This is a genomic window from Arthrobacter sp. B2I5 (assembly GCF_030816735.1).
Classification (GTDB): domain Bacteria; phylum Actinomycetota; class Actinomycetes; order Actinomycetales; family Micrococcaceae; genus Arthrobacter.
On record NZ_JAUSYF010000001.1, the window covers coordinates 604,584 to 630,689 of the forward strand.

A 26,106-nucleotide genomic window follows, 5' to 3' on the forward strand; every position below is an offset into this window, starting at 1 on the left:
GGCTGCTCCCGTAGTACCGACGGGCGCACAGGAAAAGGGGGCCGCTGTGGCAGAAGCAGGACCGGCAAGGGCACCGGGGCCAATGACCGCCGGCCAGCTGGTGAGGCTCGTTGAAGAGGGCCTGCAGCTGGTGGGCACCGGAGAGCGTGCGGACCTGCGCAGGAGGCTGGCCCAGGCCATGGCCCGGCTGCAGGACCCCAGTATCCGGGTCATTGTGGTGGGGGAGTTCAAACAGGGGAAAAGCAAGCTCATCAATGCCCTGGTGAATGCACCGGTGTGTCCGGTGGACGACGATATTGCCACCTCGGTGCCCACCGTCGTCCGCTACGGGGACCCGGCCTCCGCCGCGGTGCTGGTCCCCGCGCCGGAACAGCCTGGCGGGGAGGCTGCAGGCGACGGCGGGGACAGCAGCGTGGAGCGCCGGCCCGTCGACCTGGCAGAGCTCCCGGCGCTCGTCTCGGAGCAGGGCAACCCGGGCAACAGCAGGAAACTCGTGGCCGCGGAAGTCTGCCTGCCCCGCCGGATCCTCACCGGGGGCCTCAGCATCATTGACTCCCCGGGCGTGGGCGGCATGGGCTCCACGCACACCCTCACCACCCTTACCGCCCTGCCCACCGCGGACGCCATGCTGCTGGTATCGGATGCCTCCCAGGAATACACAGAGCCGGAACTGCGGTTCCTGCGCCAGGCCATGCGGATCACCCCCAGCGTTGCGGCTGTCCTCTCCAAGACGGACCTCTACCCGGAATGGCGCCGGGTGGAGGAACTGGACAGGACACACCTGGACCAGGTGGCTCCAGACATTCCGCTGTTCCCATTGTCCGCGGACCTCCGCCTTGAGGCCTCACGGCTCCAGGACAGCGAGCTCAACGCAGAGTCCGGCTTCCCCGGCCTGGTGGCCCACCTGCGCAATGATGTGGTGGGCAAGGCACAGCGCATCCAGCGCCGGTCCGTCAGCCAGGACCTGCTGTCCGTGACGGACAACCTGCGGCTGTCCCTGCAGTCCGAGCTTGAGGCCCTGGAAAACCCTGCCGGTACGCCGCAGATGCTTGCAGACCTTGAACGGGCCAAGACAGAGGCGGACGAGATGCGGAAACGGTCCGCGCGCTGGCAGTTGACCCTCAGTGACGGCATCAACGACCTCATCGCCGACATGGAGTACGACCTCCGGGACCGCCTGCGCCGGATCCAGCGGGAAGCCGAGACGGCCATAGACCAGGGCGATCCCGGACCGGTCTGGCCCCAATTCTCCCAATGGCTCGAAGAGTGCGTCGCCGCGGCCGTCTCTGACACCTTCGTCTGGACCAGCGAGCGGTCGCAATGGCTGGCCGCACACGTGGCAGAACACTTCGCAGCCGACGAAGTATCACTGCCCGTTCTGCACGTGGACGACTCAGGGGACGCGCTGGACCCGGTGGACCAGATGCCGGGCCTGGATCCGGGGCGCGTGAACCCGGTCCAGAAAGTCCTGATCGGCATGCGCGGGTCCTACGGCGGGGTCCTGATGTTTGGCCTCCTGACGGGAATTTTCGGGATGGCCCTGATCAATCCGCTCTCGGTGGGCGCCGGGCTGCTGCTGGGGCGCAAGGCCTACCGGGAGGACAAAGAAACGCGGCTCAAGCGCCGCCAGGGAGAAGCGAAAGCGCTGGTGAGGCGCCAGCTCGACGACGTAACGTTCCAGGTGGGAAAGCAGCTGAAGGACAGGCTCCGGCTGGTTCAGCGGACCATCCGAGACCACTTCACCGAGATCGCGGACGAGTACCACAGGTCGTTGTCGGATTCGGTGGCCGCAGCCCAGAAGGCTGCCACATCGTACGCCCAGGAGAAGGAAGGACGCATCCGGGACATCAGGGCCGAACTCAAGAAGGTGGATGCGCTGCACCGCTCCGCTAAAGCCATAGCCGCGGAGGTTATTGCCGCCGGGACCCGCAGCGGGGCGGGGGTTGGATGACACCGTCCACTACCGCGGGGGCAGCTGGACTGATCCGGGAAGCGCTGGATGTTTACGCCGGCGACCCGCAGGCCACTGCTGCGCTGCACGGCTATGCGCGGCGCCTGGCGGAGCCATTGAGGATTGCCGTTGCCGGCATGGTGAAGGCAGGAAAGTCAACGCTCCTCAACGCCATCATCGGTGAAGAGATCGCCCCCACTGACACCGGCGAATGCACCCGGATCGTCACGTGGTACCGGCACGGGCACACTCCCCGCATCACACTTCACCCCACCACCGGGGAGCCCCGGAACCTGCCGTTGAAGCGCGTGGACGGACGCCTGGTCTTTGTCCTTGACGGCGTCCAGGCAGAAGACGTGGAACGGCTCGACGTCGAATGGCCTGCCCCGGCCCTGCAGGCCATGACGCTGATCGACACCCCGGGCATCGCCTCCCTCTCCCAGGACGTGTCAGCGCGGTCCGCAAGGTTCCTGACCCCGGAGGATTCGGCGTCGGAAGCTGATGCCGTCATCTACCTGATGCGCCACCTGCATGCGTCCGACCTCCGGTTCCTTGAATCCTTCCGGGACACCGGGGCGGGCCGCTCGGGTACCGTCAACGCCCTCGCGGTGTTGTCCCGGGCCGACGAGGTGGGGGCGGGCCGCATCGACTCTCTGCTGTCCGCCGGCACCATCGCGGAAAGGTACAGCCGGGACCCCAACCTCCGGAAGCTGGCACTGGGCGTTGTCCCCGTCGCCGGACTGCTTGCCCAGAGCGCCCGTACCCTTCGCCAGCCGGACTTCGAGGCCCTCCAACTGCTGGCCACCCTGGACCGGGACGCACGTGAACGGATGATGCTTTCGGCCGACAGGTTCCGCCGGTCCAGGGAACCTGAGGGACTAACGGAAGAAGCACGCTCCTCACTGCTGGCGCGCTACGGGCTTTTCGGGATCCGGCTGGCCGTGGTCCTCATCCGCAACGGATACCCGGAACCAACGCCGCTGGCCCATGAACTCGCCCGCCGCAGTGGCCTGGACCCTCTGCTGGACGTGCTGGAACGGCAGTTCCAGGCGCGGGCCGAGGCGCTCAAGGCCAGGACCGCGCTGGTTGCGGTGGGAAACCTCCTGGACAGCCACCCCCGCGGGGGATCGGAACAGTTGGCGGCGTCCCTGGAGCGGCTGCAGGCAAACGCGCATGAGTTCCGTGAGCTCCGGCTGCTGGCAGCCCTCCGGACCACCGGGGTGGACCTCGGCCCCGAACTGGCGGCGGAAGCTGAACGGATCATCGGCGGCCACGGCACGGCCCCGGATCTGCGGCTGGGCCTGGCGGCCGACTCAAGCCCGGATGTGCTGGCCGCCGAGGCGCGGCGCTGCCTTGCGCGTTGGCGCAGGGTTGCTGAAAGCCCACTGACTCCCAGGCCCGCCCTTGATGCGTGCCGGGTGGTGATCCGCAGCTGCGAGGGTGTCCTGGCGGATTTCGCGGACAGGGGCAGCCAGGCCCAGTCGGCGTAGGGAGGGCGGGTCCCAAGCCGGCGGGGTCACGCTCCAGCCAGGCGCCTGCTTCAGGCAGGCTCCCGGCTCAGGCGGCCTTCCGTTTCAGCCAGGCTCCGGCGGCCGGCAGGAACAGAAATACCATCCCGGCGGCCGCAAGGAGCAGGCCGGCGCCCCACAGCATGACTACGTAGCTGCCCTCGGCGCCGCTGGGAACAAGGAACGCCGATGCCAGGAGCAGGACGGGAACGTGGGCGGCCAGCAGCAGCAGCAAGACCCAGCGGGACCAGTTACGCCGGCCCAGTGCGGCGCCCAGGAAAACTGCTTCGAGCGCGGTCACCAGCAACAGGGCGCCAATGCTGCCCCAAAACACGATTTCCGCCGCGGTACCCACCGACTCGGCGTCGCTGCCCGCCGCCATGTCCGCCACCACCCCACGAAGCCGCTGCACGTTGGAGTCACGGGCCACAAACGATCCCAGCAGGACGGCCAGCCCAGCGACGAAGCTGAGAACCCAAAGCGTGCGGGCCGTCCTGACAACCCGGGGCAGCACGGGAGTGACGGGGATGGGCGGTGGCGCGGAGTAGGACAGGCCGGGCCTCGGTGGGGGAGCCGGCAGGCGCCCCTCGTCTCCGCCGGGGTGGAACGCCATGGGCCCTATTTCAGTCCGTCGGCATCGTGTTCATCGGTGCCGCGCCGGCCTTTGCCGCCGTCCTCCTTGGCTTTCGCCTCCAGCTCATCCCGGAGCTTCTTCAGGCGCTCCGCCTCGGCCTGGTTGCGCCGGCGGGCCTCAAGGTTGCGGAGGAAATCCGGATCATCGTCGGGGGCAGTGGGATGCGGGTAGCTGGGGCGCGGCTGCGCCGTGCCGCGCGGCCTGCCGATCACGAGCCACAGGATGGCACCCAGGACGGGCAGGACGATCTGCACGATGATCCAGGCCGGTTTTGAAATTCCACGGGTCAGGCGGCCCTCAGTGCGAATCACGTCCACCAGGCCATACACGAAGATGACGAGGACTGCGACGGCCAAAGCCACACGGAAGAGCATGCCATTAAGTCTATCGTCAGGACGCGCAGGGACCGCTGGCGGAGGCGGCTAAACTTGAATAGTGGCCTTTTTGAAATATTCCCTGATCCGGCTGGCGATCTTCGTGCCCCTGTTTGCCCTGTTCGCGCTTCTGCAGGTGGGAGTGCTGATGTCCGTGATCTGCGCCGCGCTTATTGCCTTTGCCATCAGTTACCTCTTCTTCCAGAAGCAGCGCGACGCCGCCGCAGCAGCCCTGCAGCACCGATTCTCAGGGAAGGCCAAGCCGCTGCGTTCCGCCGGCGAGGTCCAGGACGCCAACGCCGAGGACGCCCTGCTTGACGCCAATCCGGACATCACCATCAACAACGCCAAAGGCAGCAACCACAAGGGCTAGAACCCGTGGCTGAGGATCAGTCCCAGTGAGAACAGCACGCTGTAGCCAAGGTTGATCAGGCCGGTCTGCTTCAGGACCGGAATCAGGCTCTTGCGCTTGCGGCCGTTGATCATCAGCCAGGCCGGCATCAGGCAGGCCGGAATGAGCAGCAGCACGATCAGGATCCACGGCCGGCCCGGCGCTAGGATCACCACCAGCAGGATGGCGACGGCGAGCATCAGGACGTAGCTTTCACGGGCATGCTTGTCCCCCAACCGCACCGCCAGGGTCTTCTTCCCGGCCTGCATGTCCGTGGGAATGTCCCGGACATTGTTGGCCATGAGCAGCGCCGTGGCGATCAATCCGGTGCCGATGGCGCCAATGACCGCGGACAGGCTAATGTGGCCGGCCTGCGTGTAGGTGGTACCCAGGGTGGCCACCAGGCCGAAAAAGACGAACACGAAAAGATCGCCCAGGCCCATGTAGCCGTAGGGGTTCTTGCCGCCGGTGTAGCCCCAGGCGGCCATGACGCAGCCCAGCCCCACCAGGATCAGCCACCACGCCTGGGTGAGGAACACCAGGACCAGGCCGAACACCATGGCCAGGGCGAAGGTTCCGAACGCCGCCCACTTGACGTGTTCAGGCTTCGCGACGCCGGAGCCAACCAGCCGCAGCGGACCCACCCGGTCATCGTCGGTCCCGCGGATGCCGTCCGAATAGTCGTTGGCAAAGTTCACGCCCACCTGGAGCAGGAGGGCCACCAGCGCCGCGAGGATGGCGTTGGGCAGGAGGAACGAGTCCATTTCGTAGGCGGCGGCAGTGCCGATCAGCACAGGCGCGATCGCTGCCGGCAGCGTCCGGAGTCGGGCGCCTTGGATCCATTGGGCGGCTGTGGCCACGGTTAGTACCTCGTGTTGTTTCGGTAAGACGGCAGGACGGAACGTGCGCACCCGCCGCGGTGGTGCAGGTCCAACTCTACTTTCCCCCGTGCAGGGCGCTGAGTTCGGCGGTCATGGCGAGCCGGTCCGGTTTGCCGTTGAGCAGCATCGGAAGGGCCGGTGCGGTGAGGACGGTTTTGGGCGCCAGGACCCCCAGCTGCTGCTGCCACTGTTGCTGGAGCACGACGGCGGGGTACCCGTCATCGTGCCGGGCAGCGGCTTCGGGGGTGAGGGCCACATAGGCCGCCACCGCCTGGCCCCATTCCGCGCTCGGCACCCCGGCCACGAAAGCCGCGGCGACGGCGTCGGACTTTTCCAACTGCTCCTGGACGTGCCCCGCGGAGACCTTCACGCCGCCGGTGATGATGACGTCGTCCGCCCGGCCCAGCACGGTGAGCCGGCCGTCGTCGTCAATGGCGCCGAGGTCGCTGGTGCGGTACCATCGCACGCCGTCCTCCTCGAAGAAGGTTCCGGTTTCCTCGTCCGGTGCCTCGATGTAGCCGGCGGCCACCGTGTCACCGCCCAGCAGGATCCTGCCGTCCTCGGCCACCCGGACCGAGACGCCCTCCAGGGGGTAGCCGTCGTACACGCAGCCGCCGGAGGTTTCGGCCGAACCGTAGGTGGTGACCACCCGGACCCCGGCGTCCCGGGCAGCTGCCAGAAGGGCCGGCGGAGCGGGGGCGCCGCCCAGCAGGATGGCGTTGAAGCGGCGGAGGACGGCGAGCGTGTCCGGCGAGGGATCGTCCAGGAGCCGCTGCAGTTGGGTGGGGACCAGGGACGTGAACCGGATCTTGTCCGTCAGTTCCAGCGCGGCGGCGGTGAAGGCCTCCGGGGTGAAGCCGCCGGACATGTCCATGACCCAGGGCCGGGTGCCGGCGAACAGGGACCGCACCAGCACCTGGATACCGGCAACAAACTGGACGGGCAGCGCCAGCAGCCACTGGCCCTCGCCCTTGAGCCGCAGGGCCGTGGCCATGGAGGAGGCCGCCAGGGATTCGACGGTCAGCAGGGTTGCCTTGGGTGTGCCGGTGGAACCTGAGGTGCGGACCACGGCCACGGCGTCGTCGCACCCGGGGGTCTCAACGTGGCCCACAACCAGCCGGCCGTCGGGGCCCACGGACAGCTCGACGGCGGGGCCCTCGCCATGGAGGGCGGCCGCGAGGGCTTTCAGGGCGGGTTCGATGTTCAGGGGCCCGGTGGGGGCGGGGGCCGGGGTTTCTTCGCTGTTCATTGGCGTCCTGCCTTAGAAGTAGTGCGGGAAGCGTGACCAGTCGGGGTCGCGTTTTTGCAGGAAGGCCTCCTTGCCCTCCACGGCCTCGTCGGTCATATATGCCAGGCGGGTAGCTTCACCGGCGAACACCTGCTGGCCGGCCAGGCCATCGTCGGCGAGGTTGAAGGCGAACTTCAGCATGCGGATGGCCTGCGGGGACTGGCGGGCGATGTCAGCGGCGTATTCAAGGGCCACTTCCTCCAGCCGCTGGTGGTCCACCGCCTCGTTCACGGCACCCATCCGAACCATGTCCTCAGCGGAATATTCGCGGGCCAGGAAGAAAATCTCCCGGGCTGTCTTCTGCCCCACCTGCCGGGCCAGCAGCGCCGAGCCGTAGCCGGCGTCGAAACTTCCCACCGTGGCATCCGTTTGCTTGAACCTGCCGTGCTGCCGGGACGCGATGGTGAGGTCGGCGACGACGTGCAGGGAATGCCCGCCGCCTGCTGCCCAGCCGTTGACGACGGCGATGACCACCTTGGGCATGGTGCGCATGAGCCGCTGGACTTCCAGGATGTGCAGCCTGCCGGCACGGGCGGGATCGATGGTTTCCTGGGTCTCGCCGTCGGCATAACGGTAGCCGTCCCTGCCCCGGATCCGCTGGTCGCCGCCGGAGCAGAAGGAGTGGCCGCCGTCCTTGGGGGAAGGGCCGTTGCCGGTGAGCAGGACGGTGGCGACGTCGGGCGTCATCCGGGCGTGGTCCATGGCGCGGTACAGTTCGTCCACTGTGCCCGGCCGGAACGCGTTGCGGACCTCTGGCCGGTTGAACGCGATCCTGACAGTAGGCAGGTCACGCACCCAGCCGCCGTCGGCATCCCGCTCCACCTGCCGGTGGTAGGTCATGTCCTGGAAGTCCTCGAAGCCGGAGACCACCCGCCAGCGCGTGGGGTCGAAGACGTCGGACACCGGGGCGGGGATCTGGTTGCTCACCGTCCAAGTCTAGTAATCGGGTCAGCTGATGCAGAACTCGTTGCCCTCGGGGTCGGCCATGGTGTGCCAGGAATGCGGGCCCTGCCGCGCGGACCACAGGAAGGAGGCGCCGCGGGCCTCGAGCTCGCGCCGCACCTCGTCCTTGTCCCGGCCGTCCAGCCTGACGTCCCAGTGCACCCGGTTCTTCACCGTTTTTCCCTCGGGAGCCGTCTGGAACAGCATGCGCCGCGCGGGCGCTTTGGCCTCGATCTCCTCCGGCGGCCGGATGGCCGCGCCGTCCTTCCACACCAGGTTGCCGCGGTGCACCATGGTCTGGTCCTCCGTGGCGAAGCCCTGGTCGACCATTGAGCGGATGAAGCCGGCGTCCTGGGGTTCCACCGCCCATTGCAGGGTTTCCGCCCACCAGTCGGCGAGCTCATGGGGGCGGGCGGAATCGATGACTATCTGGATGTTCAGTCCCATCCGTCCACGGTAGAGGCGGCCGTGGCGAAGCGGAAGATGCCGGGGAAAGGAGGACGCCTACGCCTGGATGTTCTGCATCTGCTCAAAGAGTTCCGGCGGGATGGCGTAGACCAGGATCACCGCCAGCAGGTTCTTGGCGGCGTGGACGAAGTAGGAGAACATCAGGTTCTTCCCGGTCCACATGTAGACGAACACCAGCATGGCACCCATGGCCAGGTAGGGGAGCAGGGCCGTGAGGGTGACCGCTTCCTGCCCCACGATGTGAAGTGCTGCGAACAGCACCACGGAAAGGGCGCAGCAGATCCAAACGTTGATGCGCCTGCTGAGCTTGCCAATCAGGAGGTGCCGGAAGATGTATTCCTCCACGAACGGGCCCACCACCACCAGCAGTGGAACCATGAGCCAGGCGGGGACCTGCTGCATGAGTGCCTGCAGTCCCGCCTGGTTTGCCGAGGTCTCCACCTGCCCGTTCGCCGCCACCACAACCGCGGTGAGGATCATCATCGCGATTACGGCTGCCGGGACCATCAGGAGCGTGAACCAGGGCCGGGTTGCCAGCACCCTGAGGTCGCGGACCACAACCTTACGGGCCGCCAGCAGCGCCAGTATTCCCACCGAGGCATAGAACAAAAGGTTCACTGCATAGGACGCGGCGGCAGGCGACGGGGCGATCTGCCGGAGGAACGGGGCCAGCAGGTCGCCGGCGGCTGCGAAGAAACCGGCGATGGCAACGTAGAGGCACAGGGTGGCCAAGTCCAGCCGCGAAAAGCGGTACAGCTGCGGCTGTGGACTGGGCGGTAAGCGGTGGACTGTTGCCATGCCGCCAGCCTATCTCCGGCGGGCAGCGTGTAGTGCGCGTCACGTACCACCCCGCACCGTCACGTAAGATGGTCAGGCCGCGTGAAGCTTCGGCAGTTCGAGGATCCCGCGCTCACATTTGTAGGTCCAGAGACTTAAAGCCGAATTTTGTGAGCTTGATCATACGAAGTCCGGATGCGGCCAACCCCCAACCCACAAGGAACAGTTGTGCCTCAAAGTACCCCCACAGACCTAAAGAACAGCACGGCACCATCCACCGCCGTAGTCGACCCCACCCTCAGTGCCGAGGGCTACAGCAAGACGCTGGGCAGGCGCCATGTCACCATGATCGCCATGGGTGGCGCCATCGGCGTCGGACTCTTCATGGGAGCCGGCGGCCGCCTCGCCTCCACCGGCCCCGCCCTGATCTTCTCCTACGCCATCGCCGGCGTGATCGCCTACCTGCTCATGCGTGCCCTGGGCGAACTCATCATGTACCGCCAGACCTCCGGCTCGTTCGTCAGCTACGCCGGCGAGATGTTCGGCAAGAAGGGCGCCTTCCTCTCCGGCTGGATGTACTTCATCAACTGGGGCATGACCGGCATCGCCGAACTGATCGCAATCGGTCTGTACTTCCAGTTCTTCTTCCCCAATGTCCCGGTAGAAGCCTCGGCCATCGCCGCCCTGGTCCTGCTGGTCGCCGTCAACCTGCTCAGCGTCAAGGCCTTCGGCGAGTTCGAATTCTGGGCGTCCTGCCTCAAGGTGGGCGCCATCCTGATCTTCCTGGCCGTGGGCACCTTCATGGTGGTCACCAACGCCCAGGTGGGTAACGGCCACGCGTCGGTGGCCAACCTCTTCGCCGCTGAGGGCGGAATGTTCCCCAAGGGCGCCCTGGTGATGGTCCTGGTCCTGAACGCCGTGATCTTCGCGTACAACGGCATCGAACTGGTGGGCATCACCGCCGGCGAGATGCAGAACCCGGAACGTGAAGTGCCCAAGGCGATCCGCGCCGTCGTCCTCCGCATTGTGGTGTTCTACGTCGGTTCGGTGACCCTGCTGGCCATGCTGCTGCCATCCGACCAGTACAAGGCCGGCACGTCCCCGTTCGTCACCGTGTTCGGCCAGATGGGCCTCGGCTGGGTGGGCGACGTGATGAACATGATCGTGATCACCGCCGCCCTGTCTTCCTGCAACTCCGGCCTGTACTCGATCGGCCGCGTGTTCCGCACCATGGCCAACAACGGCCATGCCCCGCAGTGGCTTACAAAGATGTCCAAGCGGCACGTCCCGTACGCGGCCATCCTCGCCATCGCGGCCTTCTACCTGGTGGGCATCATGCTGAACATCTGGCTGGGCGGCTCGCACGCGTTCGACCTGGCCCTGAACACCGCCTCGATCGGCGTGATCTTCTGCTGGGGTTCCATCTTTGCCAGCCAGATCATGCTGCGCCGGCGCAAGGGCGTCACCTCCGGCCTGGCCATGCCCGGCTCGCCGTGGACCAGCTGGGCCGGCCTGGTGGGGCTGCTGGCCATCACGGTCCTGATCGGCTTCGACACCATGACCAGCAAGTCCGGCGAGGTGTTCTACCTGGGCCTCTGGACCCTGGGCACCATTCCGTTCTTTGCGGTGGTCCTGTGGCTGGGCTGGCAGAAGGTCAAGAACAACCAGCCTAAGAGCGAGCTCTTCAGCTGACGCTTCCTGGAACAAAGTTCGACGGCGGGCCGCCCCCTTTTGGTGGGGCGGCCCGCCGTCGGCGTTTTCCGTCGATTGCTCCGTAGCTGCCGTTTTGGGCGTTCAAAACGGCAGCTACGGAGCACTCGATGGAGATTGGCCCTTCAGGTACGTGGCGAAGTGGTCTTCAATGCGCCGCCAGGCTTCGGGCGAAGATTCCGGGTCCGGCCCCACGCCCATCACCCGCATCAGCGGCCGGAGGGGTGCCGGGCCCAGCTCTTGATCGTTGAGGAACGAATGGCCGGCCGCAGGAAATTCCTTCACGCTGTGCTCAATGCCCAACTGGTCCAGGGCTGATTCGAGCCGCGCGGCGGCTCCCTTCAGCGACTTGTCAACGCCGCCGTAGTTGGCCACGATCGGACAGGCTCCGCGCAGCGCTTCCACCAGGTCCTCCTGCTGCTTTCCCGGGAGCCGCCCGTAGTTGACGGAGGCGGCGTCGAACCCGTCCCGTGCCACCAGCAGGGCGAATCCGCCGCCCATGCAGAAGCCGATCACCCCGGTCCTGCCGTTGCCCAGTTCCGATTCCGCAAGCCATTTTCGCGCTGTGGCGATGTCAACGAAGGGCCGGCCAGTCCGCGCCGCCATGGCACGCATGGTTCCTACCAGGCAGCGCCGCCGGCCGCCGTCGCTGAACAGGTCCAGCGCCAGGGTGAGGTAGCCGGCCCGGGCCAGCCGGTCCGCATGCCGGCGGGTCTGGTCATCGAGGCCGAACACCTCATGGATCATGACGACGGCGGGGAAAGGGCCAGGCCCTTCAGGTAACGCCAGGTAGCCGCGCAGGCCCGGGGAGCCGCCTGCGGCGGCGCTTGCAGCGCTCAGGTCAACGATGGTCATCGGGCAAGGCTAACCGGACGTTCCGGGGAAGTCCTGCCTTTTGTCTGGATGTCGCGGGAGGGGTGGCCTGCGCCGCCGGCCCGGGGCAGACTGGGGGATGTGAGCGAACCTTGGGTGCTGCATGTGGACCTGGACCAGTTCATCGCCGCCGTCGAGGTGCTCCGCCGGCCTGAACTTGCGGGCAAGCCAGTGATCGTGGGCGGCCGCGGCGACCCCACCGAGCGGGCAGTGGTGTCCACCGCGTCCTACGAAGCCAGGGCCTACGGCGTGGGCTCGGGAATGCCGCTGCGGATCGCCGCACGGAAAGTGCCGGACGCGGTCATCCTGCCCGTGGACCACGAGGCGTACCTTGAGGCGTCGGAGAAAGTGATGGCCGTGCTGCGCTCGCAGCGCGGTGCCACCGTGCAGGTGCTCGGCTGGGACGAGGCATTCGTTGGCATCGAGACAACGGATCCGGAGGCCTGGGCCCGGCAACTTCAGCAGGCAGTCCTGGCGGAAACCCGTCTCCACTGCAGCGTCGGCATTGGTGACACCCTGGTCCGCGCCAAGGTTGCCACCGGGTTCGGCAAGCCTGCCGGCGTCTTCCGGCTTACGCAGGGCAACTGGCTCGAGGTGATGGGGGACCGGCCCACGATTGAGCTGTGGGGTGTGGGAACCAAGGTGTCGCAGCGCCTGGCCAGGCTGGGCATCAAGACCGTTGCTGCCCTCGCTGCCGTGGACCCCAATGACCTGGTCCCGGAGTTCGGCCCCAAAATGGGTCCCTGGTATGCGCAGCTCGGGCGGGGTGATGGAGCGCGCGTGGTGGACGATACGCCGTGGGTGGCGCGGGGCCACAGCCGTGAAACCACCTTCCAGCGCGACCTCACAGACGCTGCAGAGATTGACGACGCCGTCAGGGAGTTGGCTGCGCGGGTACTGGAGGATGTTGCTGCCGAGGGGCGGCCGGTGGTTGGCGTGACGCTGAAGGTGCGGTATGCCCCGTTCACCACCAAGACCTATGCGAGGAAGATCCCTGAAACGTCGGACCCCGCAGAAGTGCTGGCGACGGCGCTCGATCTGGTGTCAAAAATCGAGCCGGGGCATCCGGTCCGGCTGCTCGGCCTGCGCGCCGGGATGACCATGCCGGAGGATTCCCGGAAGGGGCACACTCCCACCCGCAGCGGATGGTGAATCCCGAATTCCCCCCATCGATTGCTGAGTATGTGTCGTTATGACGCCTTAAAACGGCAGGTGCTCAGCAATCGATGGCGGGCGGACAGCGAAACGGCGGTGCATCCAGTGGATCCACCGCCGTCGGGCTGCTGCAGCACGCCGTTCGCTACGGCTGCACCAGCAAGGAATTAGTCCCGCTTGAACTCGTCCTTGACATTTTCGCCGACCTTCTTGGCATCTGCCTTGACCTGATCGGCCTGGCCTTCTGCCTTCAGACGGTCGTTATCGGTCACGTTGCCCGCAGCTTCCTTGGCCTTGCCGCCAAGGTCCTCTGCCGCGTTACTGATCTTGTCTCCGAGGCCCATGGTTCCGGCCTCCTTTCGTTTCCGTCGATCAACCGTGCCCTTTCACGATAAGCAAAGCCTGCTTACTATTTCAAGTCCCGGCTTGCCCGCGCTGTTCCTTGTCGGTGCCCGCCACTAGGCTCGGGCCATGAATAGAGTGCGCGGCAAGAGTGCGGCCAAAGTGGTTCCGCCCCGGCTTTCCTCCGTGGAGCTGCAGGACCTCGAGGACCAGCCGGAGGCCGAGCTCCGGCGCGGCGGGCGTCATGAGAACGTGCGGTTCAGCCGCCCGGCGGCCGATGGACTGGACCTGGGTGGCGCTGTCTTTGTCGAATGCGAATTCGGTGCACCCTCCTTTAATGAGGCCCAGCTCCGCGGCGCATCGTTCCGCGACTGCGTCTTGGCGGAGCTGTACGCGCCGGTCTTCAAGGGCGCCCGCAGCACCTGGCAGGACGTGGAGTTCCGGAATCCCCGCCTGGGTTCCGCGGAACTGTACGAAAGCGGCTGGCAGTCCGTGCGGATCGACGGCGGCAAGCTGGACTTCCTCAACCTCCGCGGCGCCAAGCTCGCGGACGTGCTGATCACGGGGTGCATCATCAATGAACTTGACCTTGGCGCCGCGGCGGCAACCCGCGTGAAGCTCGTGGACTGCACTGTGGGAACGCTGGACCTGGCCGGGGCCAAGCTGAAGGACTTCGACCTCCGGGGCACGGAATTCCGCAGGATCAGTGGACTCGGCAGCATGGCCGGCATGGTGGTTGACGACTACCAGCTGGGACTCCTCGCGCCGCTCATGGCCGCGCACCTGGGGGTGACCGTCCTGTAACTGGATGCGCACCCATGGCGTCCCGTGTACCATTTACAGAACGAACGGTCGGTAAGTGGATGATTCCGCTGTGCCGGCCGCCGATGACAGTGCTGTTTATCGCGTGAAGGGTGTTTCCATGGCTGCAACTGCAGGTCCGCAGGCTTTCCTTGTAGGCGGGGTCCGAACGCCCGTGGGCAGGTACGGGGGCGCGTTGTCCTCCGTGCGCCCGGACGATCTTGCGGCCCTGGTGGTCCGGGAAGCCGTGGAACGCGCCGGTTTGGATCCCGACAGCATTGACGAGGTCATTCTCGGCAACGCCAACGGCGCGGGGGAGGAGAACCGGAACGTTGCCCGGATGGCCACCCTGCTGGCCGGGCTGCCGCTGCACATTCCCGGGATCACCGTCAACCGGCTTTGCGCCTCCGGCCTGAGCGCCATCATCCAGGCCAGCCACATGATCAAGGCCGGCGCCGCGGACATTGTCATCGCCGGCGGCGTTGAATCCATGAGCCGGGCACCCTGGGTCCAGGAGAAGCCCGCCGCCGCCTTTGCCAAGCCGGGCCAGATTTTCGACACCTCGATCGGCTGGCGGTTCACCAACCCGCATTTCCAGCACGGCGGACTGTCCCGCGACGGGAAGATGACCTACTCCATGCCTGAAACGGCCGAGGAAGTGGCCCGGGTGGACGGCATCTCGCGCGAGGACGCTGACGCCTTCGCCGTCCGCTCCCACCAGTTGGCCCTGGACGCCATCCAGGCCGGCCGCTTCAAAGACGAGATCGTCCCCGTGACCGTCAAGTCCCGCAAGTCCGAGACCGTGGTGGACACGGACGAGGGCCCCCGCGCCGGCACCAGCATGGACGTTCTGGCGGGGCTCAAACCGGTGGCACACGGCGGATCCGTGGTCACCGCGGGGAACTCATCATCCCTCAACGACGGCGCCTCGGCGATCATCGTTGCCTCGGAGGCGGCCATCGAGCGGCTGGGCCTCATCCCCCGGGCCCGCATCATTGACGGCGCCTCCGCCGGCTGTGAACCCGAGATCATGGGCATCGGTCCCGTCCCCGCCACCCAGAAAGTGCTCAAGCGAAGCGGCCTGAGCGTCGGTGACCTGTCCGCCGTCGAACTTAATGAAGCCTTTGCCACGCAGTCACTGGCCTGCATTCGGCGCCTTGGGCTGGAGCCGGAGATCGTCAACCGCGACGGCGGAGCCATCGCCCTGGGGCACCCGCTCGGTTCCAGCGGCTCACGGCTTGCCATCACGCTGCTGGGCCGGATGGAACGCGAAGACGCCCGGATTGGCCTGGCCACCATGTGCGTGGGCGTTGGCCAGGGCACCGCGATGCTGTTGGAGAAGATCTGATGGGGGTCGCCGTAGACCTGGCATCGGAAGACTTTTCCGCCCTGCTCGTGGAGGAGCGGGATGACCGCGTGGTGGTGCTGCTCAACCGGCCCGACGTAAAGAACGCCATTGACCAGCAGATGGTGGATGAGCTCCATACCGTCTGCGCTGCGTTGGAACAGAACCCTAAGGTGCTGATCATCGCCGGCGTGGACGGAGTCTTTGCCTCCGGCGCCGACATCGCCCAGCTGCGCGAACGGCGCCGGGACGACGCCCTGCAGGGAATCAACTCCACCATCTTCGTCCGGATCGCCAAGCTGCCGATGCCGGTCATCGCTGCGCTGGACGGTTACTGCCTGGGCGGGGGCGCCGAACTCGCCTATGCCGCGGACTTCCGGATCGGCACCCCCAATGTACGCATCGGCAACCCGGAAACAGGCCTGGGAATCCTTGCTGCTGCCGGTGCCAGCTGGCGGCTCAAAGAACTGGTGGGCGAGCCGCTGGCCAAGCAGATCCTGCTGGCCGGACTGGTCCTCGGCGCAGACGAGGCCCGTGCCGCCAACCTCATCACTGAAATCCACGATCCCGCAGACCTTCTGGATGCAGCCCACAGCCTGGCCAACAGGATTGGCCGGCAGGACCCACTGGCGGTACGGATCACCAAGTCCGTGTTCCACGCCCCCGCGGAAGCCCACCCGCTCATCGACCAGCTGGCCCAGGGAATCCTGTTCGAATCCCAGGCCAAGTTCGACCGCATGCAGGCATTCCTGGACCGCAACGCAGCGAAGAAGGCCAACGCAGCCTCCGCCACCCCGTCGACGGAAAGTAGACCATGAGCAACGTTGAAGTTCCCGCCAACCTTCCCACTTCTGTCGGCGTGCTGGGCGGCGGCCGCATGGGCGCCGGCATTGCCCACGCCTTCCTCATCAAAGGTGCCGACGTGCTGGTGGTGGAACGCGACGAACAGTCGGCGGAGGCCGCCCGGGAACGGGTGGAGTCCGCGGCCGCGAAGAGCATTGAGCGCGGCGTGACCGACGCAAACCTGGACGAGATGGTGTCCCGGCTGACCGTGGGGGTGGATTATGACGCCTTCAAGGACCGCCGGCTGGTGGTGGAAGCCGTGCCCGAGGACTGGGACCTGAAAGTTTCCGCGCTGCGGGGCATCGAGGAACGGCTGGCGGAAGACGCCTTCATCGCATCCAACACGTCCTCGCTGTCCGTTAACGGGCTGGCCCGTGAGCTGAAGCGGCCGGAGAACTTCCTGGGGCTGCATTTCTTCAACCCCGTGCCCGCTTCCACGCTCATCGAGGTGGTGCTGGGCGAGCGCACCTCTCCCGGACTTGCCGCCGCGGCGAAAAGGTGGGTGGAGGCACTCGGCAAGACCGCCGTCGTCGTCAATGATGCCCCCGGGTTCGCATCATCACGCCTTGGCGTGGCCATCGCGCTGGAGGCCATGCGGATGGTGGAGGAAGGCGTGGCGTCCGCGGAGGACATCGATGCCGCTATGGTGCTGGGCTACAAGCACCCCACCGGGCCGCTGAAGACCACTGACATCGTGGGACTGGACGTCCGCCTGGGCATCGCCGAGTACCTGCACTCCACCCTGGGCGAGCGGTTCGCGCCCCCGCAGATCCTCAAGGACAAGGTGGCCCGCGGGGAACTGGGCCGCAAAACGGGCAAGGGTTTCTTCGACTGGCCCAGCTAGGTGCGCTGCCTAGTCGAAGAAACCCACAATGTAGCCGATGAAGTACAGGAGGCACAGGACGACGACGCCGATAATGGCGATCCACAGGAACTGCGTGCCCTTCCTGGTGCCATGCTCATCGTGTCCCTGCGGGCCAGCGGTCGATGCCTCTCCCGGCGGGGTTTCGCCCGGCGGAACCCCGCCGCCAGGCTCAAGGCCCGTGACCTTGTCGTCCTCGGGATCCGGATTGGTTCCTGACAAAATAACTCCCTCGCTCGACGTCGTGGTGCTTCCCCAGCGTAACCCGCCCCATAGGCGGGCCTAGGCTGGGGGAGTGACTTTCCTTGAACCCCTTACCCTGACCGGCCGCCATGTAATCCTGGAGCCGCTCGCGGAGGAGCATCACGACGGACTGGTGGACGCGGCCACCGACGGCGAGCTCTGGAAGCTTTGGTACACCTCTGTCCCGGCTCCGGACGCCATGGCGGCGGAGATCCGGCGGCGGCTGTCCCTGCAGGAGCAGGGATCCATGCTTCCGTTCACCACCCGGCTGACCGACCCCGATACGGGAGGGCCGGGCCGCATCATCGGCATGACCACCTACATGAACATCGACGCCGCCACGCCGCGGGTGGAGATCGGCTCCACCTGGAACGCGGCATCGGTGCAGGGGACCGGGACCAACCCGGATTCCAAACTGCTGTTGCTCAGGCACGCCTTCGAGGTGATCGGCTGCCCTGCCGTGGAGTTCCGCACGCACTGGCTGAACCACCAGTCACGGGAGGCCATTGCCCGGCTGGGTGCAAAACAGGACGGGGTGCTTCGCAGCCACTCACGCACCAGCGACGGAAACCTTCGGGATACCGTGGTGTTCTCCATCCTGGACCACGAATGGCCTGCCGTCCGCGCCGGGCTTGAGTACCGGCTGGCCCGGCGCGGCTAACGGGTTGCCGTCAACTAACGGGTTGCCGTCAACTAGCGGGTGACCAGCTGGGAAGGTTTGACAGCCTCCAGGAGAGCCGAGGCGTATGCCCGGTGCCCTTCCTTGTTCGGGTGGAAGTTCCTTGGGTCGGTGAAATTCACGGGGTCCAAATTGATCCATGGTTCAAGCGAATTCACGGCATGGCCGGCAAATGAGCCTGTGACATCGACGTACTTTGCTTTGGTTGAGTACACAGTGTTGGCTGTGCTGACCGCACCGGCAATGGTGGAGTTCACCAGGAGCGTGGCCTGATTCATCAACATTTGGCTTTCCACAGGAAGGGGCGCGTACTGGCTGGTCGGATCAAAAAGCAGGGGATAACCCATCACCGCGATCGTTGCATTCGGAGCAGCTTGTTGGATTTCCTTGTACGTCCATGCCAGGTTCGAACTGAGTTTCGCAAGCACGGAAGGTGAAGCCACGCCCGCGAGGGCATCCGAGCAAGCCACGGACCCGTAGTACGCGCACTGCCCCAGGACGTAGGAGAACCCCAAGTCGTTGGCTCCTGCCGTGATGCTTACCAGCTCCGTATCCGCCGAGAGCGTTCCCGAGGGAAGGTTCTGGATCTGCTCCGCCACCGTGGGGATGGGTATGGAGTGGTCATAGAACGGGTTGGTTGCGGACAAGACGGCTCCGTGGCACGCGGCGTTCATGACGAGATTAACCCGCCCCGTCTTTCCCACGACGTCCACATAACCGCCGGGAGTCCGATCACAGGGGTAGCCGAAGTCGAAGGGTCCGGCACCCGTGCCAGCGGTATAGGAATCACCCAAGGCGACGTAATCGACCTTGGGTGAGGCCGCTTCGGCTGGAATGGCCGCGATGCCCGACGCCATGACCAGGCTGGCGAGACCGGCCGCGAAAGCCGGGAGCCGGCGTCGTAATGAAGCATTTCCCATTGGGTTCCCCTTTGAACATGAGTCACATGAAGTAGCTGGAGTCGCAACAGTATTGCCCAGTCGGTGTCGGCCGTGAGGTCTTTGTACCCTTTTTGGTACCCTGCTTTTGTGACGTGCGGCATTCCGGAGCGTGTGGTTAGCTGTCCGGGTGAACAAACTTGGCAGGCCCATGGACTGGGATGGAGCTGTCAACGCATGGCACGTTTCGGGGGGCATCTACCGGATGGGCCGGCGTGAGTGGCTGACGGAAGCAGGCTGGAAGCAGGTGTTCGACGACGGCGTCCGCACCGTCGTGGACCTTCGTAACGCTGCGGAGGGGCGGCGCCGGGACAACGATCCCGTGGTGCCGGCCGCGGCCTGGGCAGGTATCGACGTGGTGCAGGCGCCCACGGAGGAGCCCGATGATCCACGCTTCACTGCCGTCACCGGCCCTTACCTGAACGATCCCGCCCACTACGCCGAAAATGCCCGGCTCTTTCCGGAGAAGCTGGTGGGCGTCTTCCGGAGCATCGCCCTGGCCGCACCCAACGGGAAGGTCCTGCTGCACTGTGCCGCCGGCCGTGACCGCAGTGGACTTGTCGCCGCCATGGTCCAGGACCTGGCTGGCGACCCCGACGAGGCTATCGCCGCGGGCTACCGGCAGGCAGCCCGCGCCATCAACGAGCGCTACCGCACCCACGGGCCGCCCCACAGCCGCGAGCGGTACCTGACTGAGCCGGAACTTGCGCCGCTGCTGGAGCAGCGCGGGCTCGCGGTGGTCGCGTTTGTCCGTGGCCTGGACACCCGGAATTACCTGCTGGCAAATGGACTCAGCGCTTCGGAACTGGACGCTGTCCTGGTGCTGTCCGGAGCTGCCTACGCGAAGGAACCACGATGACAACAGCCACAGCATCCAGGCACGGAAAGCGCAGCCTGGCATTGGGGGCGGCCGTAGGAATAGTGGCTGCCTCGGCATTCGGGGCCGCCCCTGGGTGGGCCTTCACGGACCCGAGCGGGAGCTCCGAAAACCAACCCGCCGCCACTTCTTCGCCAGGTCCCGCCAGCACCGCCGCCGGCCCCTCCGGAAACAACAGTCTTCCCCAGGCGGACCTTGACGCCGCCGTACTCCGGGACCTGGGCCTCACGCCGGAGCAGTTCGCCGCGGCGGGGGAGCTGGGCAGCCGGGCAGCGGCTGCGGCGGAACAGCTGCGCACCATCCCCGGCTATGCCGGCATCAGGCTCCAGGACAACAAGATCATTGTGACCGGCGGTGGAGCCGAACTGGAGTCGGCGGTCGGAAAATTGGCTGCAACCGTCCCGGGTATCTCGCTTGAAGAGCCCGCCGTTCCTGCGCCGCCGGCAACTGAACCTGCCGGCACGCCAGCCAGTCCACCGCCGTCGTCCGCTCCCCAACAGACACCCTCCGCAGAGCCCGCCGCTCCGGCACCCGGCCCGCAGGTGGCGGCCAGCACGGAGCAACTCTTCCAAGCCTACGTCCGAGAGGTGGGTACGGCCGGGCTGCAGGCGGTGGTCACCACCGGCGGCAGCTTCGTAATCCGGACCGGCGGCGTCGCATCCGCGCAGTCAACCCAGGAGGGCGCTCCCGGAACTGCCTCCAACCAACCCGGCACGCCGTCCACTGACGCAGCGCCTGGCAAGATCTCGCCAGCGGAATTCGTCTCGAGGTACGCCAACGTCGTGCTCGACGGCGCTGCCCCCCTCAAGCCGGAAACGGACGTCCCCGGCGGGGTCGGGTACCTGTCCGACACCGGGTTTACCTGTTCGACGGGCTTCTCTGCCTTTGACCCGGCGGGACTGCCCACTGTCCTGACCGCCGGGCACTGCGCAGAAGACGGCACTGCTAAGACAGCTGACCTGCTGCTCGGGGGAGCGCCCGCGGGCCGCCTGGGCAGCTTCCAGTTCAGCCAGTTCGGCGGCCCTGGAAACTCCCCGTTGCTCGACCCAAACACCCCCACGGGCTCCGACTACACAGCGGTCACCGATCCGGGCAATGTGGGAACTGACATCGCCGTCATTGGAACCATCCCGCAGGGCCTGGATCCGCTTCCGGCCACCAGCACCCACGGAGACCCGTCCCAGCCGGGCCCGGACGCCAAGATCATCGGCACCGCGTCCCCGGTGCCCGGCATGCCCGTCTGCCGTTCCGGATGGAGGACGGGGTGGTCCTGCGGCCATATCAGTGCAGTGGGGATCTTCCTGGTTGGCGGCCCCAACTACCCCGCCAACGCTAACGACATCCGCGCGTTCAACGGGTTCCTCTCCTACGACGTGCAGTCCAACGGCGGCGACTCCGGCGGCCCTTGGATCAGTGGAAACTTCGCAGTGGGTACCCATTCCGCCGGCGACTCGGACGGGGTCCTGAACATTGCCGTGGCAGCCACCCTGGAGGACTCGCTCAAGGTGCTGCCCGGCTACCAGCTGGAACTCTTCCTCAACAAGCCCGGGCTCGTGGCCACTGCGGACAGTACGGTCAAAGCCGGTACCAGCGTCACGGGCCAGGTCCCGGCTGATCCCGCCTCCGCCGTGGCCGCGGGATCCAAGGTCCGCATCACCTTTGCAGGGCGGCCGCCCTTCGATGTCCCCTTGGACGCCGCGGGCAACTGGTCGTTCACCGCGCCGGAAGCGCCCGGCCCGTTCACCTTTACGGCCGAAACCGTGAACGGATTCAGCCGTTCCGGTCCGGCCACACTGAGCCTGTTCATCGCGCCATCGTTCCTTCCCGCGCCGGTTATCACCACGCCGGCCAACCAGCCGCTGACCAGCCTGGATGCCGTGGAAGGCACGGGGACACCCCGCGCCACCGTGACGCTCTCCGGCGACGTCGCAGGCTCTGCGCTGGTGGGGGATGACGGGCGCTGGTCGATTTCGCTGCAGGCCCCGGCTCCTTACGGCACGGTGAACGTCACGGCAGTGCAGTCCTACCCCGGCCTGCCGGACAGCCCCGCCGCCACGGCAGCCTTCGCCGTCATGCCACCGCCGCCGGCCGTAAGCAGCCTTTCCGACGGACAGCATCTCCAACATGGCGTCCTGCCGGGAGCGATCTCGGGTACCGGGCTGACCGGCGCTGATGTGACGGTGTCCCTCGACGGGAAGCCGCTCTCCTCCGCACCGGCCGGCGCCGGCGCCGCACAGGGATCCCGTTCCGTGGGCCTGCTCCTGGCGCCGCTGGTCCTGGTAGACGGGGGAACCTGGCAGGTTCCGTTCCCCGCCGGGCCGGCAGCGGGCACCCATGTCCTGGCGGTGACGCAGGCGGTGGACGGTGTGGCTTCCGCCCCGGCCCAGCTCAGTTTCATCATCGACGCCGCTCCGTCCGTGCTTCCCGCCGGGAACATCACGGACGGCACTCTTGCCGCCACGGGGGCCGGGGGACTGGTCACCGCGGCGATTGCCGCTGTTGCCGCGCTCGCCGTCGGGGTCCTGCTGATGGTGCTTGTCCGCCGCCGGAAGCGCTCCTCGCCCCGGTAGCCGCTACTTGTGGCGCTTCATCAGCAGGTTGGTGATGCGCAGGGTGCAGAGCCGCTGGCCTGCCTCGTTGGTGATCAGCACCTCGTGCGTGGTCAGGGTCCCGCCAAGGTGGATGGGGGTGGCCGTGATGGTGAGCTGTCCCTCCCGGGCGGAGCGGTGGTGGGTGGCGGAAACGTCCACCCCCACCGCCGTCTTGCCCATGGTGCTGGCGTGGATGACGGCGGCCCAGGACCCGACGGCCTCACCCACGGCAAGGGAGGCGCCGCCGTGCAGCAGTCCGAACGATTGCCGGTTGCCCTCCACCGGCATGGTGGCCACCACGCGGTCCACGGACTCCTCCAGGATCTTCACGCCCATTTTCTCGTCCAGTTCGCCGAGCGTGATCTTCCACAGTTCATGCGCGGAAGGCTGATGTTCCGCAGCTTCCATGGGTGATGGGGTGCTCATACGTTCTCCTTCGGGTGGCCGAATTAGTCCTGGCCTTCTAGTCTGCAGCACGGCACTTCATGTATGGTGAATATATTACCGAACGGACGGTCAGTAATGACCTGTCCTGTTTGCCTGCCCCCTTGTTGGAAGGACCGTCAACGATGACCACCACAGCCACAGCTCCCCAGGCCACGGTCGACACCGTGGAGACAGTGCCCAGCTTCATCATGGATGCATGGTGGACGCCCGACGCCGGCTCGTCGGCTTCCGCGGTCCCTGTCCGTGATGCGAGCACCGGGGAAGTCCTGGCGAAGGTGAGCACGGAGGGGCTGGACCTGGGCGCCGTCGTGAACTACGGGCGCACCACGGGCCAGGCGGAACTGGGCAAGCTGACCTTCCACCAGCGGGCCCTTAAGCTCAAGGAACTGGCGCAGTACCTGAACGCCCGGCGCGAGCACTTCTACGCCTTCTCGGCCCAGACCGGCGCCACCAAGGTGGACTCCATGATCGACATCGATGGCGGCATCGGCGTCCTCTTCACGTTCGGCTCCAAGGGCCGGCGAGAACTGCCCAACTCCCAGGTGGTGGTGGATGGACCCATGGAAGTGCTGTCCAAGGACGGCTCCTTCGCCGGCGAACACATCTACACGCGCATCCCGGGCGTTGCCGTGCAGATCAACGCGTTCAACTTCCCGGTGTGGGGCATGCTGGAGAAGTTCGCGCCCGCCTTCATCGCCGGCGTGCCCACCATCGTCAAGCCTGCTTCCCCCACCGGCTATGTGGCTGCCGCCGTAGTTAAGGCCATTGTCGAATCGAACATCCTGCCCAAGGGCTCGCTGCAGTTGGTCTCCGGTTCGGTCCGCGGGCTGCTGGACGTCCTGGACTACCGCGACCTGGTGGCCTTCACCGGATCCGCCTCCACCGCATTGTCCCTGAAGTCCCACCCCAACGTGGTCCAGGGCGGCGTCCGTTTCACCTCCGAAACAGACTCCCTCAACGCCGCGATCCTGGGCCCGGATGCTGTGGAGGGCACCCCGGAATTCGACGCATTCGTCAAGTCCGTGGTCACCGAAATGACGGCCAAGGCAGGGCAGAAGTGCACCGCCATCCGCCGTGCCATCGTGCCGCAGGAACTGGTCCCGGCAGTGTCCGCCGCCATCGGCAAGCGCATCACAGAACGGATCGTCCTCGGCGACCCCCGCGCCGACGGCGTCACCATGGGTGCGCTCGCCTCCGTGGAGCAGCTCAACGATGTTCGCGCGGCCGTGCAGTCCATGCTCGACGCCGGCGGCGAGCTTGCGTACGGAACCCTGGATTCGCCGTCGGTCACCTCCGCTGACGGGACCACGGGCGTGGTGGAAGGCGGCGCATTCATGGCACCGGTCCTGTTGAACTGGCAGGACCCCGAAGCGGAGGAAGTCCACTCGCTGGAGGCTTTCGGCCCCGTTTCGTCCGTGATCGGGTACAAGGACATCGCCGACGCCGTCCGCCTCGCCGCCCGGGGCAGCGGCTCCCTGGTGGCCTCCGTGTGCACCAACGATCCGGACGTTGCCCGGGAACTGGTCACCGGTATCGCCGCCCACCACGGCCGCGTCCTGATGCTCAACCGTGAGGACGCCCGTTCGTCGACGGGGCACGGATCACCGGTGCCGCACCTGGTCCACGGCGGCCCGGGCCGCGCCGGCGGCGGCGAGGAACTGGGCGGCATCCGGTCCGTGATGCACCACATGCAGCGCACCGCCGTCCAAGGTTCCCCCAACATGCTCACGGCCGTGACCGGTGTATGGCACACCGGCGCTGACCGGAACTTCACGGTGGAGACCGAAGGGACGCACCCGTTCCGGAAGCCGCTGGCAACGCTGCGGATTGGCGACGCCGTCCGGTCCGACCTGCGCCAGATCACCCTGGAGGACATCACGGCGTTCGCCAACTCCACCGGTGACACGTTCTACGCCCACACCAACCAGGAGGCCGCGGAGGCCAACCCGTTCTTCCCGGGCATCGTGGCCCACGGCTACCTCCTGCTCGCGTGGGGCGCCGGACTGTTCGTGGAACCGGCACCGGGACCTGTCCTGGCCAACTACGGGCTGGAGAACCTGCGCTTCATTACGCCCGTCGCCGCAGGGGACTCCATCCGGGTGACCCTGACTGTCAAGAAGATCACTCCCCGGGAAACCGATGAATACGGCGAGGTGGCCTGGGACGCAGTGCTCACGAACCAGGACGACGAGATCGTGGCCACCTACGACGTCCTCACCCTCGTGGAGAAGTAGCCCGCTCCCAAACCCCAAGTTGCTCTATCACTTTTGGCCCTAAAACGCCGGTTTAGGGACCAAAAGTGATGGAGCAACCGGGCGTTCGGGGGAGGGTCTTTTCCGGCAGCCCGGGCGTAGGATTCAACCCGTAGGAGGTGGCCACATGACCCTTAAAATGAACACAGCCACAACCATCCTGCCTGTCGATGACGCAGCCCGCGCCCGCGCTTTCTACACTGAAAAGCTCGGACTCCCGCACCGCGGCAAGGCGGAGGACGGCAGTGAATTACTCGGTACCGACGGCGGCCCCATGCTGCAGTTGATGCCGGTGGCGGACGGCAAGCATTCCGAGCACACGGCCTTGAGCTTTGAAGTTTCGGACATTGAGGCGACTGTCCGGGACATGGAAGCCAGGGGAGTGATGTTCCAGGACTACGACCTGCCCACGCTGCGGACGGAGAACCATATCTGCACCACGGAGTCGGAGAAGTGCGCCTGGTTCATGGATACGGAGCACAACATCCTGTGCGTCCACCAGAACCTCGGCGGCAAGCTCGAGTACCAGGTCTAGGCGCACCGGCAGGCGGCGGGTCCAAACAAAGCAGCAGGGGTGCCCCGGTTTGACCGGGGCACCCCTGCTGCTTGTCTTCGTAAGGCGTCAGCTTTCGGCGCCGCCGTGGAGGCCGTCGTCGCTGCTGTCATCCTCGGGACCCGTGCCGCGGCCGCCTTCGCTGCGGTCGGAAAGGTCCATGTTGCCGCGGGCCTCGTCCATGGTGGGGCCGCCGGAGGGGACGCTGTAAGTGTCAGGGCGGATGCCGTGCGACTGTTCCTCGATCAGGGCCTGCTCCTCGCTGAAGCGGATCACATTGGCCTCGTCGCCGGCATCGCCGGGAACGTCCTCGCGGATCTTTGAGGGGTCCGGAATGATGAATCCTGCGTCGGGTTCTTCCTTTGGGTGGCTCATGTTCTT

General features: G+C 66.5%; 27 protein-coding genes. 14 read left to right on the forward strand and 13 right to left on the reverse strand.

What is annotated here, in order from left to right; all coding sequences use genetic code 11:
• The first annotated feature begins 82 nt into the window (after positions 1–82).
• On the forward strand, positions 83–1,951 hold the full coding sequence (locus tag QFZ60_RS02825; RefSeq protein WP_307093186.1) for a dynamin family protein: 1,869 nt from the start codon (positions 83–85) through the stop codon (positions 1,949–1,951).
• A complete protein-coding gene (locus tag QFZ60_RS02830; RefSeq protein ID WP_307087949.1) occupies positions 1,948–3,441 on the forward strand; it encodes a dynamin family protein in 1,494 nt (497 codons plus the stop codon). Before QFZ60_RS02825 ends, QFZ60_RS02830 begins: the two co-directional genes overlap by 4 nt.
• 67 nt (positions 3,442–3,508) lie before the next feature.
• On the opposite strand, the gene QFZ60_RS02835 is transcribed toward QFZ60_RS02830, so the two are convergent.
• Together QFZ60_RS02835 and QFZ60_RS02840 are read right to left on the reverse strand one after the other, a co-directional pair.
• Positions 3,509–4,072 (reverse strand): hypothetical protein, encoded by a 564-nt coding sequence (locus tag QFZ60_RS02835; protein ID WP_307087951.1) that lies wholly within the window; start codon positions 4,070–4,072, stop codon positions 3,509–3,511.
• 5 nt (positions 4,073–4,077) lie between these two features.
• On the reverse strand, positions 4,078–4,467 hold the full coding sequence (locus tag QFZ60_RS02840) for a PLD nuclease N-terminal domain-containing protein (RefSeq protein WP_142117595.1): 390 nt from the start codon (positions 4,465–4,467) through the stop codon (positions 4,078–4,080).
• A gap of 61 nt (positions 4,468–4,528) precedes the next feature.
• On the opposite strand from QFZ60_RS02840, the gene QFZ60_RS02845 reads away from it, so the two are divergent.
• A complete protein-coding gene (locus QFZ60_RS02845; RefSeq protein ID WP_200830443.1) occupies positions 4,529–4,840 on the forward strand; it encodes a DUF4229 domain-containing protein in 312 nt (103 codons plus the stop codon).
• Here the strand turns inward: QFZ60_RS02845 and QFZ60_RS02850 are convergent.
• From QFZ60_RS02850 to QFZ60_RS02870, 5 genes are all read right to left on the reverse strand, one after another.
• Positions 4,837–5,718: a 1,4-dihydroxy-2-naphthoate polyprenyltransferase gene (locus QFZ60_RS02850; protein ID WP_307087956.1), complete on the reverse strand. Its 882-nt coding sequence runs from the start codon at positions 5,716–5,718 to the stop codon at positions 4,837–4,839. The two genes, QFZ60_RS02845 and QFZ60_RS02850, sit on opposite strands and share 4 nt — an antisense overlap.
• Before the next feature lie 76 nt (positions 5,719–5,794).
• Complete coding sequence (locus QFZ60_RS02855) at positions 5,795–6,988, reverse strand: AMP-binding protein (protein ID WP_307087957.1); 1,194 nt, start codon at positions 6,986–6,988, stop codon at positions 5,795–5,797.
• A 12-nt stretch (positions 6,989–7,000) separates the two neighbouring features.
• Positions 7,001–7,954: a 1,4-dihydroxy-2-naphthoyl-CoA synthase gene (locus QFZ60_RS02860; RefSeq protein ID WP_307087959.1), complete on the reverse strand. Its 954-nt coding sequence runs from the start codon at positions 7,952–7,954 to the stop codon at positions 7,001–7,003.
• A 21-nt stretch (positions 7,955–7,975) separates the two neighbouring features.
• A complete protein-coding gene (locus QFZ60_RS02865; RefSeq protein ID WP_307087960.1) occupies positions 7,976–8,416 on the reverse strand; it encodes a VOC family protein in 441 nt (146 codons plus the stop codon).
• Between the two features lie 57 nt (positions 8,417–8,473).
• A complete protein-coding gene (locus tag QFZ60_RS02870; protein ID WP_307087962.1) occupies positions 8,474–9,235 on the reverse strand; it encodes a CPBP family intramembrane glutamic endopeptidase in 762 nt (253 codons plus the stop codon).
• 207 nt (positions 9,236–9,442) lie between these two features.
• Here QFZ60_RS02870 and QFZ60_RS02875 point away from each other — a divergent pair, with 207 nt between their 5' ends.
• The gene (locus tag QFZ60_RS02875) at positions 9,443–10,906 is read left to right on the forward strand and encodes an amino acid permease (RefSeq protein WP_307087964.1); all 1,464 of its coding nucleotides are present in this window, start codon (positions 9,443–9,445) and stop codon (positions 10,904–10,906) included.
• A 114-nt stretch (positions 10,907–11,020) separates the two neighbouring features.
• On the opposite strand, the gene QFZ60_RS02880 is transcribed toward QFZ60_RS02875, so the two are convergent.
• Positions 11,021–11,779 carry a dienelactone hydrolase family protein gene (locus QFZ60_RS02880; RefSeq protein WP_307087966.1) on the reverse strand — a complete coding sequence of 253 codons (759 nt, stop codon included), beginning with the start codon at positions 11,777–11,779 and terminating at the stop codon, positions 11,021–11,023.
• A gap of 114 nt (positions 11,780–11,893) precedes the next feature.
• On the opposite strand from QFZ60_RS02880, the gene QFZ60_RS02885 reads away from it, so the two are divergent.
• On the forward strand, positions 11,894–12,949 hold the full coding sequence (locus tag QFZ60_RS02885; protein WP_307093188.1) for a DNA polymerase IV: 1,056 nt from the start codon (positions 11,894–11,896) through the stop codon (positions 12,947–12,949).
• 170 nt (positions 12,950–13,119) lie between these two features.
• On the opposite strand, the gene QFZ60_RS02890 is transcribed toward QFZ60_RS02885, so the two are convergent.
• Positions 13,120–13,296, reverse strand: coding sequence for a CsbD family protein (locus tag QFZ60_RS02890; protein WP_056328815.1), 177 nt, complete (start codon positions 13,294–13,296; stop codon positions 13,120–13,122).
• Between the two features lie 127 nt (positions 13,297–13,423).
• Between QFZ60_RS02890 and QFZ60_RS02895 the strand changes: the two genes are divergently transcribed.
• From QFZ60_RS02895 to QFZ60_RS02910, 4 genes are all read left to right on the forward strand, one after another.
• Positions 13,424–14,098 carry a pentapeptide repeat-containing protein gene (locus QFZ60_RS02895; protein ID WP_307087968.1) on the forward strand — a complete coding sequence of 225 codons (675 nt, stop codon included), beginning with the start codon at positions 13,424–13,426 and terminating at the stop codon, positions 14,096–14,098.
• A 118-nt stretch (positions 14,099–14,216) separates the two neighbouring features.
• Complete coding sequence (locus QFZ60_RS02900) at positions 14,217–15,443, forward strand: thiolase family protein (RefSeq protein WP_307087970.1); 1,227 nt, start codon at positions 14,217–14,219, stop codon at positions 15,441–15,443.
• Positions 15,443–16,258, forward strand: coding sequence for an enoyl-CoA hydratase/isomerase family protein (locus tag QFZ60_RS02905; RefSeq protein ID WP_307087972.1), 816 nt, complete (start codon positions 15,443–15,445; stop codon positions 16,256–16,258). Before QFZ60_RS02900 ends, QFZ60_RS02905 begins: the two co-directional genes overlap by 1 nt.
• Positions 16,255–17,127, forward strand: coding sequence for a 3-hydroxyacyl-CoA dehydrogenase family protein (locus tag QFZ60_RS02910; protein WP_307087974.1), 873 nt, complete (start codon positions 16,255–16,257; stop codon positions 17,125–17,127). The genes QFZ60_RS02905 and QFZ60_RS02910 overlap by 4 nt, the downstream gene beginning before the upstream one ends.
• Before the next feature lie 9 nt (positions 17,128–17,136).
• On the opposite strand, the gene QFZ60_RS02915 is transcribed toward QFZ60_RS02910, so the two are convergent.
• Positions 17,137–17,367: a DUF6480 family protein gene (locus QFZ60_RS02915; protein ID WP_307087975.1), complete on the reverse strand. Its 231-nt coding sequence runs from the start codon at positions 17,365–17,367 to the stop codon at positions 17,137–17,139.
• A gap of 73 nt (positions 17,368–17,440) precedes the next feature.
• Here QFZ60_RS02915 and QFZ60_RS02920 point away from each other — a divergent pair, with 73 nt between their 5' ends.
• A complete protein-coding gene (locus tag QFZ60_RS02920; RefSeq protein WP_307087977.1) occupies positions 17,441–18,049 on the forward strand; it encodes a GNAT family N-acetyltransferase in 609 nt (202 codons plus the stop codon).
• A 32-nt stretch (positions 18,050–18,081) separates the two neighbouring features.
• Here QFZ60_RS02920 and QFZ60_RS02925 read toward each other — a convergent pair whose 3' ends face one another.
• The gene (locus QFZ60_RS02925; RefSeq protein WP_307087979.1) at positions 18,082–18,987 is read right to left on the reverse strand and encodes an SGNH/GDSL hydrolase family protein; all 906 of its coding nucleotides are present in this window, start codon (positions 18,985–18,987) and stop codon (positions 18,082–18,084) included.
• Positions 18,988–19,156: 169 nt separating this feature from the next.
• On the opposite strand from QFZ60_RS02925, the gene QFZ60_RS02930 reads away from it, so the two are divergent.
• Both QFZ60_RS02930 and QFZ60_RS02935 read left to right on the forward strand, forming a co-directional pair.
• Positions 19,157–19,864, forward strand: a complete 708-nt coding sequence (locus QFZ60_RS02930) for a tyrosine-protein phosphatase (protein WP_307087981.1) — start codon at positions 19,157–19,159, stop codon at positions 19,862–19,864.
• A complete protein-coding gene (locus tag QFZ60_RS02935) occupies positions 19,861–22,452 on the forward strand; it encodes a S1 family peptidase (protein WP_307087984.1) in 2,592 nt (863 codons plus the stop codon). Before QFZ60_RS02930 ends, QFZ60_RS02935 begins: the two co-directional genes overlap by 4 nt.
• A gap of 3 nt (positions 22,453–22,455) precedes the next feature.
• On the opposite strand, the gene QFZ60_RS02940 is transcribed toward QFZ60_RS02935, so the two are convergent.
• Positions 22,456–22,899: a PaaI family thioesterase gene (locus QFZ60_RS02940; protein WP_307087986.1), complete on the reverse strand. Its 444-nt coding sequence runs from the start codon at positions 22,897–22,899 to the stop codon at positions 22,456–22,458.
• Between the two features lie 143 nt (positions 22,900–23,042).
• Between QFZ60_RS02940 and paaZ the strand changes: the two genes are divergently transcribed.
• Both paaZ and QFZ60_RS02950 read left to right on the forward strand, forming a co-directional pair.
• Entirely contained in the window at positions 23,043–25,154 is a 2,112-nt protein-coding gene (gene paaZ / locus QFZ60_RS02945) for a phenylacetic acid degradation bifunctional protein PaaZ (RefSeq protein WP_307087988.1), read from the forward strand.
• 145 nt (positions 25,155–25,299) lie between these two features.
• Entirely contained in the window at positions 25,300–25,707 is a 408-nt protein-coding gene (locus tag QFZ60_RS02950; protein WP_142117577.1) for a VOC family protein, read from the forward strand.
• A gap of 87 nt (positions 25,708–25,794) precedes the next feature.
• Here QFZ60_RS02950 and QFZ60_RS02955 read toward each other — a convergent pair whose 3' ends face one another.
• Positions 25,795–26,100, reverse strand: a complete 306-nt coding sequence (locus QFZ60_RS02955) for a hypothetical protein (protein WP_056328852.1) — start codon at positions 26,098–26,100, stop codon at positions 25,795–25,797.
• Between the last annotated feature and the right edge of the window lie 6 nt (positions 26,101–26,106).

Bases quoted from the DNA above. Each gene is read 5' to 3' on its own strand.
- QFZ60_RS02855 (WP_307087957.1), bottom strand. From the start codon at position 6,988: ATGAACAGCGAAGAAACCCCGGCCCCCGCCCCCACCGGGCCCCTGAAC.
- QFZ60_RS02825 (WP_307093186.1), top strand. From the start codon at position 83: ATGACCGCCGGCCAGCTGGTGAGGCTCGTTGAAGAGGGCCTGCAGCTG.
- QFZ60_RS02900 (WP_307087970.1), top strand. From the start codon at position 14,217: ATGGCTGCAACTGCAGGTCCGCAGGCTTTCCTTGTAGGCGGGGTCCGA.
- QFZ60_RS02835 (WP_307087951.1), bottom strand. From the start codon at position 4,072: ATGGCGTTCCACCCCGGCGGAGACGAGGGGCGCCTGCCGGCTCCCCCA.
- QFZ60_RS02955 (WP_056328852.1), bottom strand. From the start codon at position 26,100: ATGAGCCACCCAAAGGAAGAACCCGACGCAGGATTCATCATTCCGGAC.
- QFZ60_RS02865 (WP_307087960.1), bottom strand. From the start codon at position 8,416: ATGGGACTGAACATCCAGATAGTCATCGATTCCGCCCGCCCCCATGAG.
- QFZ60_RS02935 (WP_307087984.1), top strand. From the start codon at position 19,861: ATGACAACAGCCACAGCATCCAGGCACGGAAAGCGCAGCCTGGCATTG.
- QFZ60_RS02840 (WP_142117595.1), bottom strand. From the start codon at position 4,467: ATGCTCTTCCGTGTGGCTTTGGCCGTCGCAGTCCTCGTCATCTTCGTG.
- QFZ60_RS02930 (WP_307087981.1), top strand. From the start codon at position 19,157: ATGGACTGGGATGGAGCTGTCAACGCATGGCACGTTTCGGGGGGCATC.
- QFZ60_RS02950 (WP_142117577.1), top strand. From the start codon at position 25,300: ATGACCCTTAAAATGAACACAGCCACAACCATCCTGCCTGTCGATGAC.
- QFZ60_RS02895 (WP_307087968.1), top strand. From the start codon at position 13,424: ATGAATAGAGTGCGCGGCAAGAGTGCGGCCAAAGTGGTTCCGCCCCGG.
- QFZ60_RS02830 (WP_307087949.1), top strand. From the start codon at position 1,948: ATGACACCGTCCACTACCGCGGGGGCAGCTGGACTGATCCGGGAAGCG.
- QFZ60_RS02880 (WP_307087966.1), bottom strand. From the start codon at position 11,779: ATGACCATCGTTGACCTGAGCGCTGCAAGCGCCGCCGCAGGCGGCTCC.
- QFZ60_RS02905 (WP_307087972.1), top strand. From the start codon at position 15,443: ATGGGGGTCGCCGTAGACCTGGCATCGGAAGACTTTTCCGCCCTGCTC.
- QFZ60_RS02870 (WP_307087962.1), bottom strand. From the start codon at position 9,235: ATGGCAACAGTCCACCGCTTACCGCCCAGTCCACAGCCGCAGCTGTAC.
- paaZ (WP_307087988.1), top strand. From the start codon at position 23,043: ATGACCACCACAGCCACAGCTCCCCAGGCCACGGTCGACACCGTGGAG.
- QFZ60_RS02890 (WP_056328815.1), bottom strand. From the start codon at position 13,296: ATGGGCCTCGGAGACAAGATCAGTAACGCGGCAGAGGACCTTGGCGGC.
- QFZ60_RS02910 (WP_307087974.1), top strand. From the start codon at position 16,255: ATGAGCAACGTTGAAGTTCCCGCCAACCTTCCCACTTCTGTCGGCGTG.
- QFZ60_RS02940 (WP_307087986.1), bottom strand. From the start codon at position 22,899: ATGAGCACCCCATCACCCATGGAAGCTGCGGAACATCAGCCTTCCGCG.
- QFZ60_RS02925 (WP_307087979.1), bottom strand. From the start codon at position 18,987: ATGGGAAATGCTTCATTACGACGCCGGCTCCCGGCTTTCGCGGCCGGT.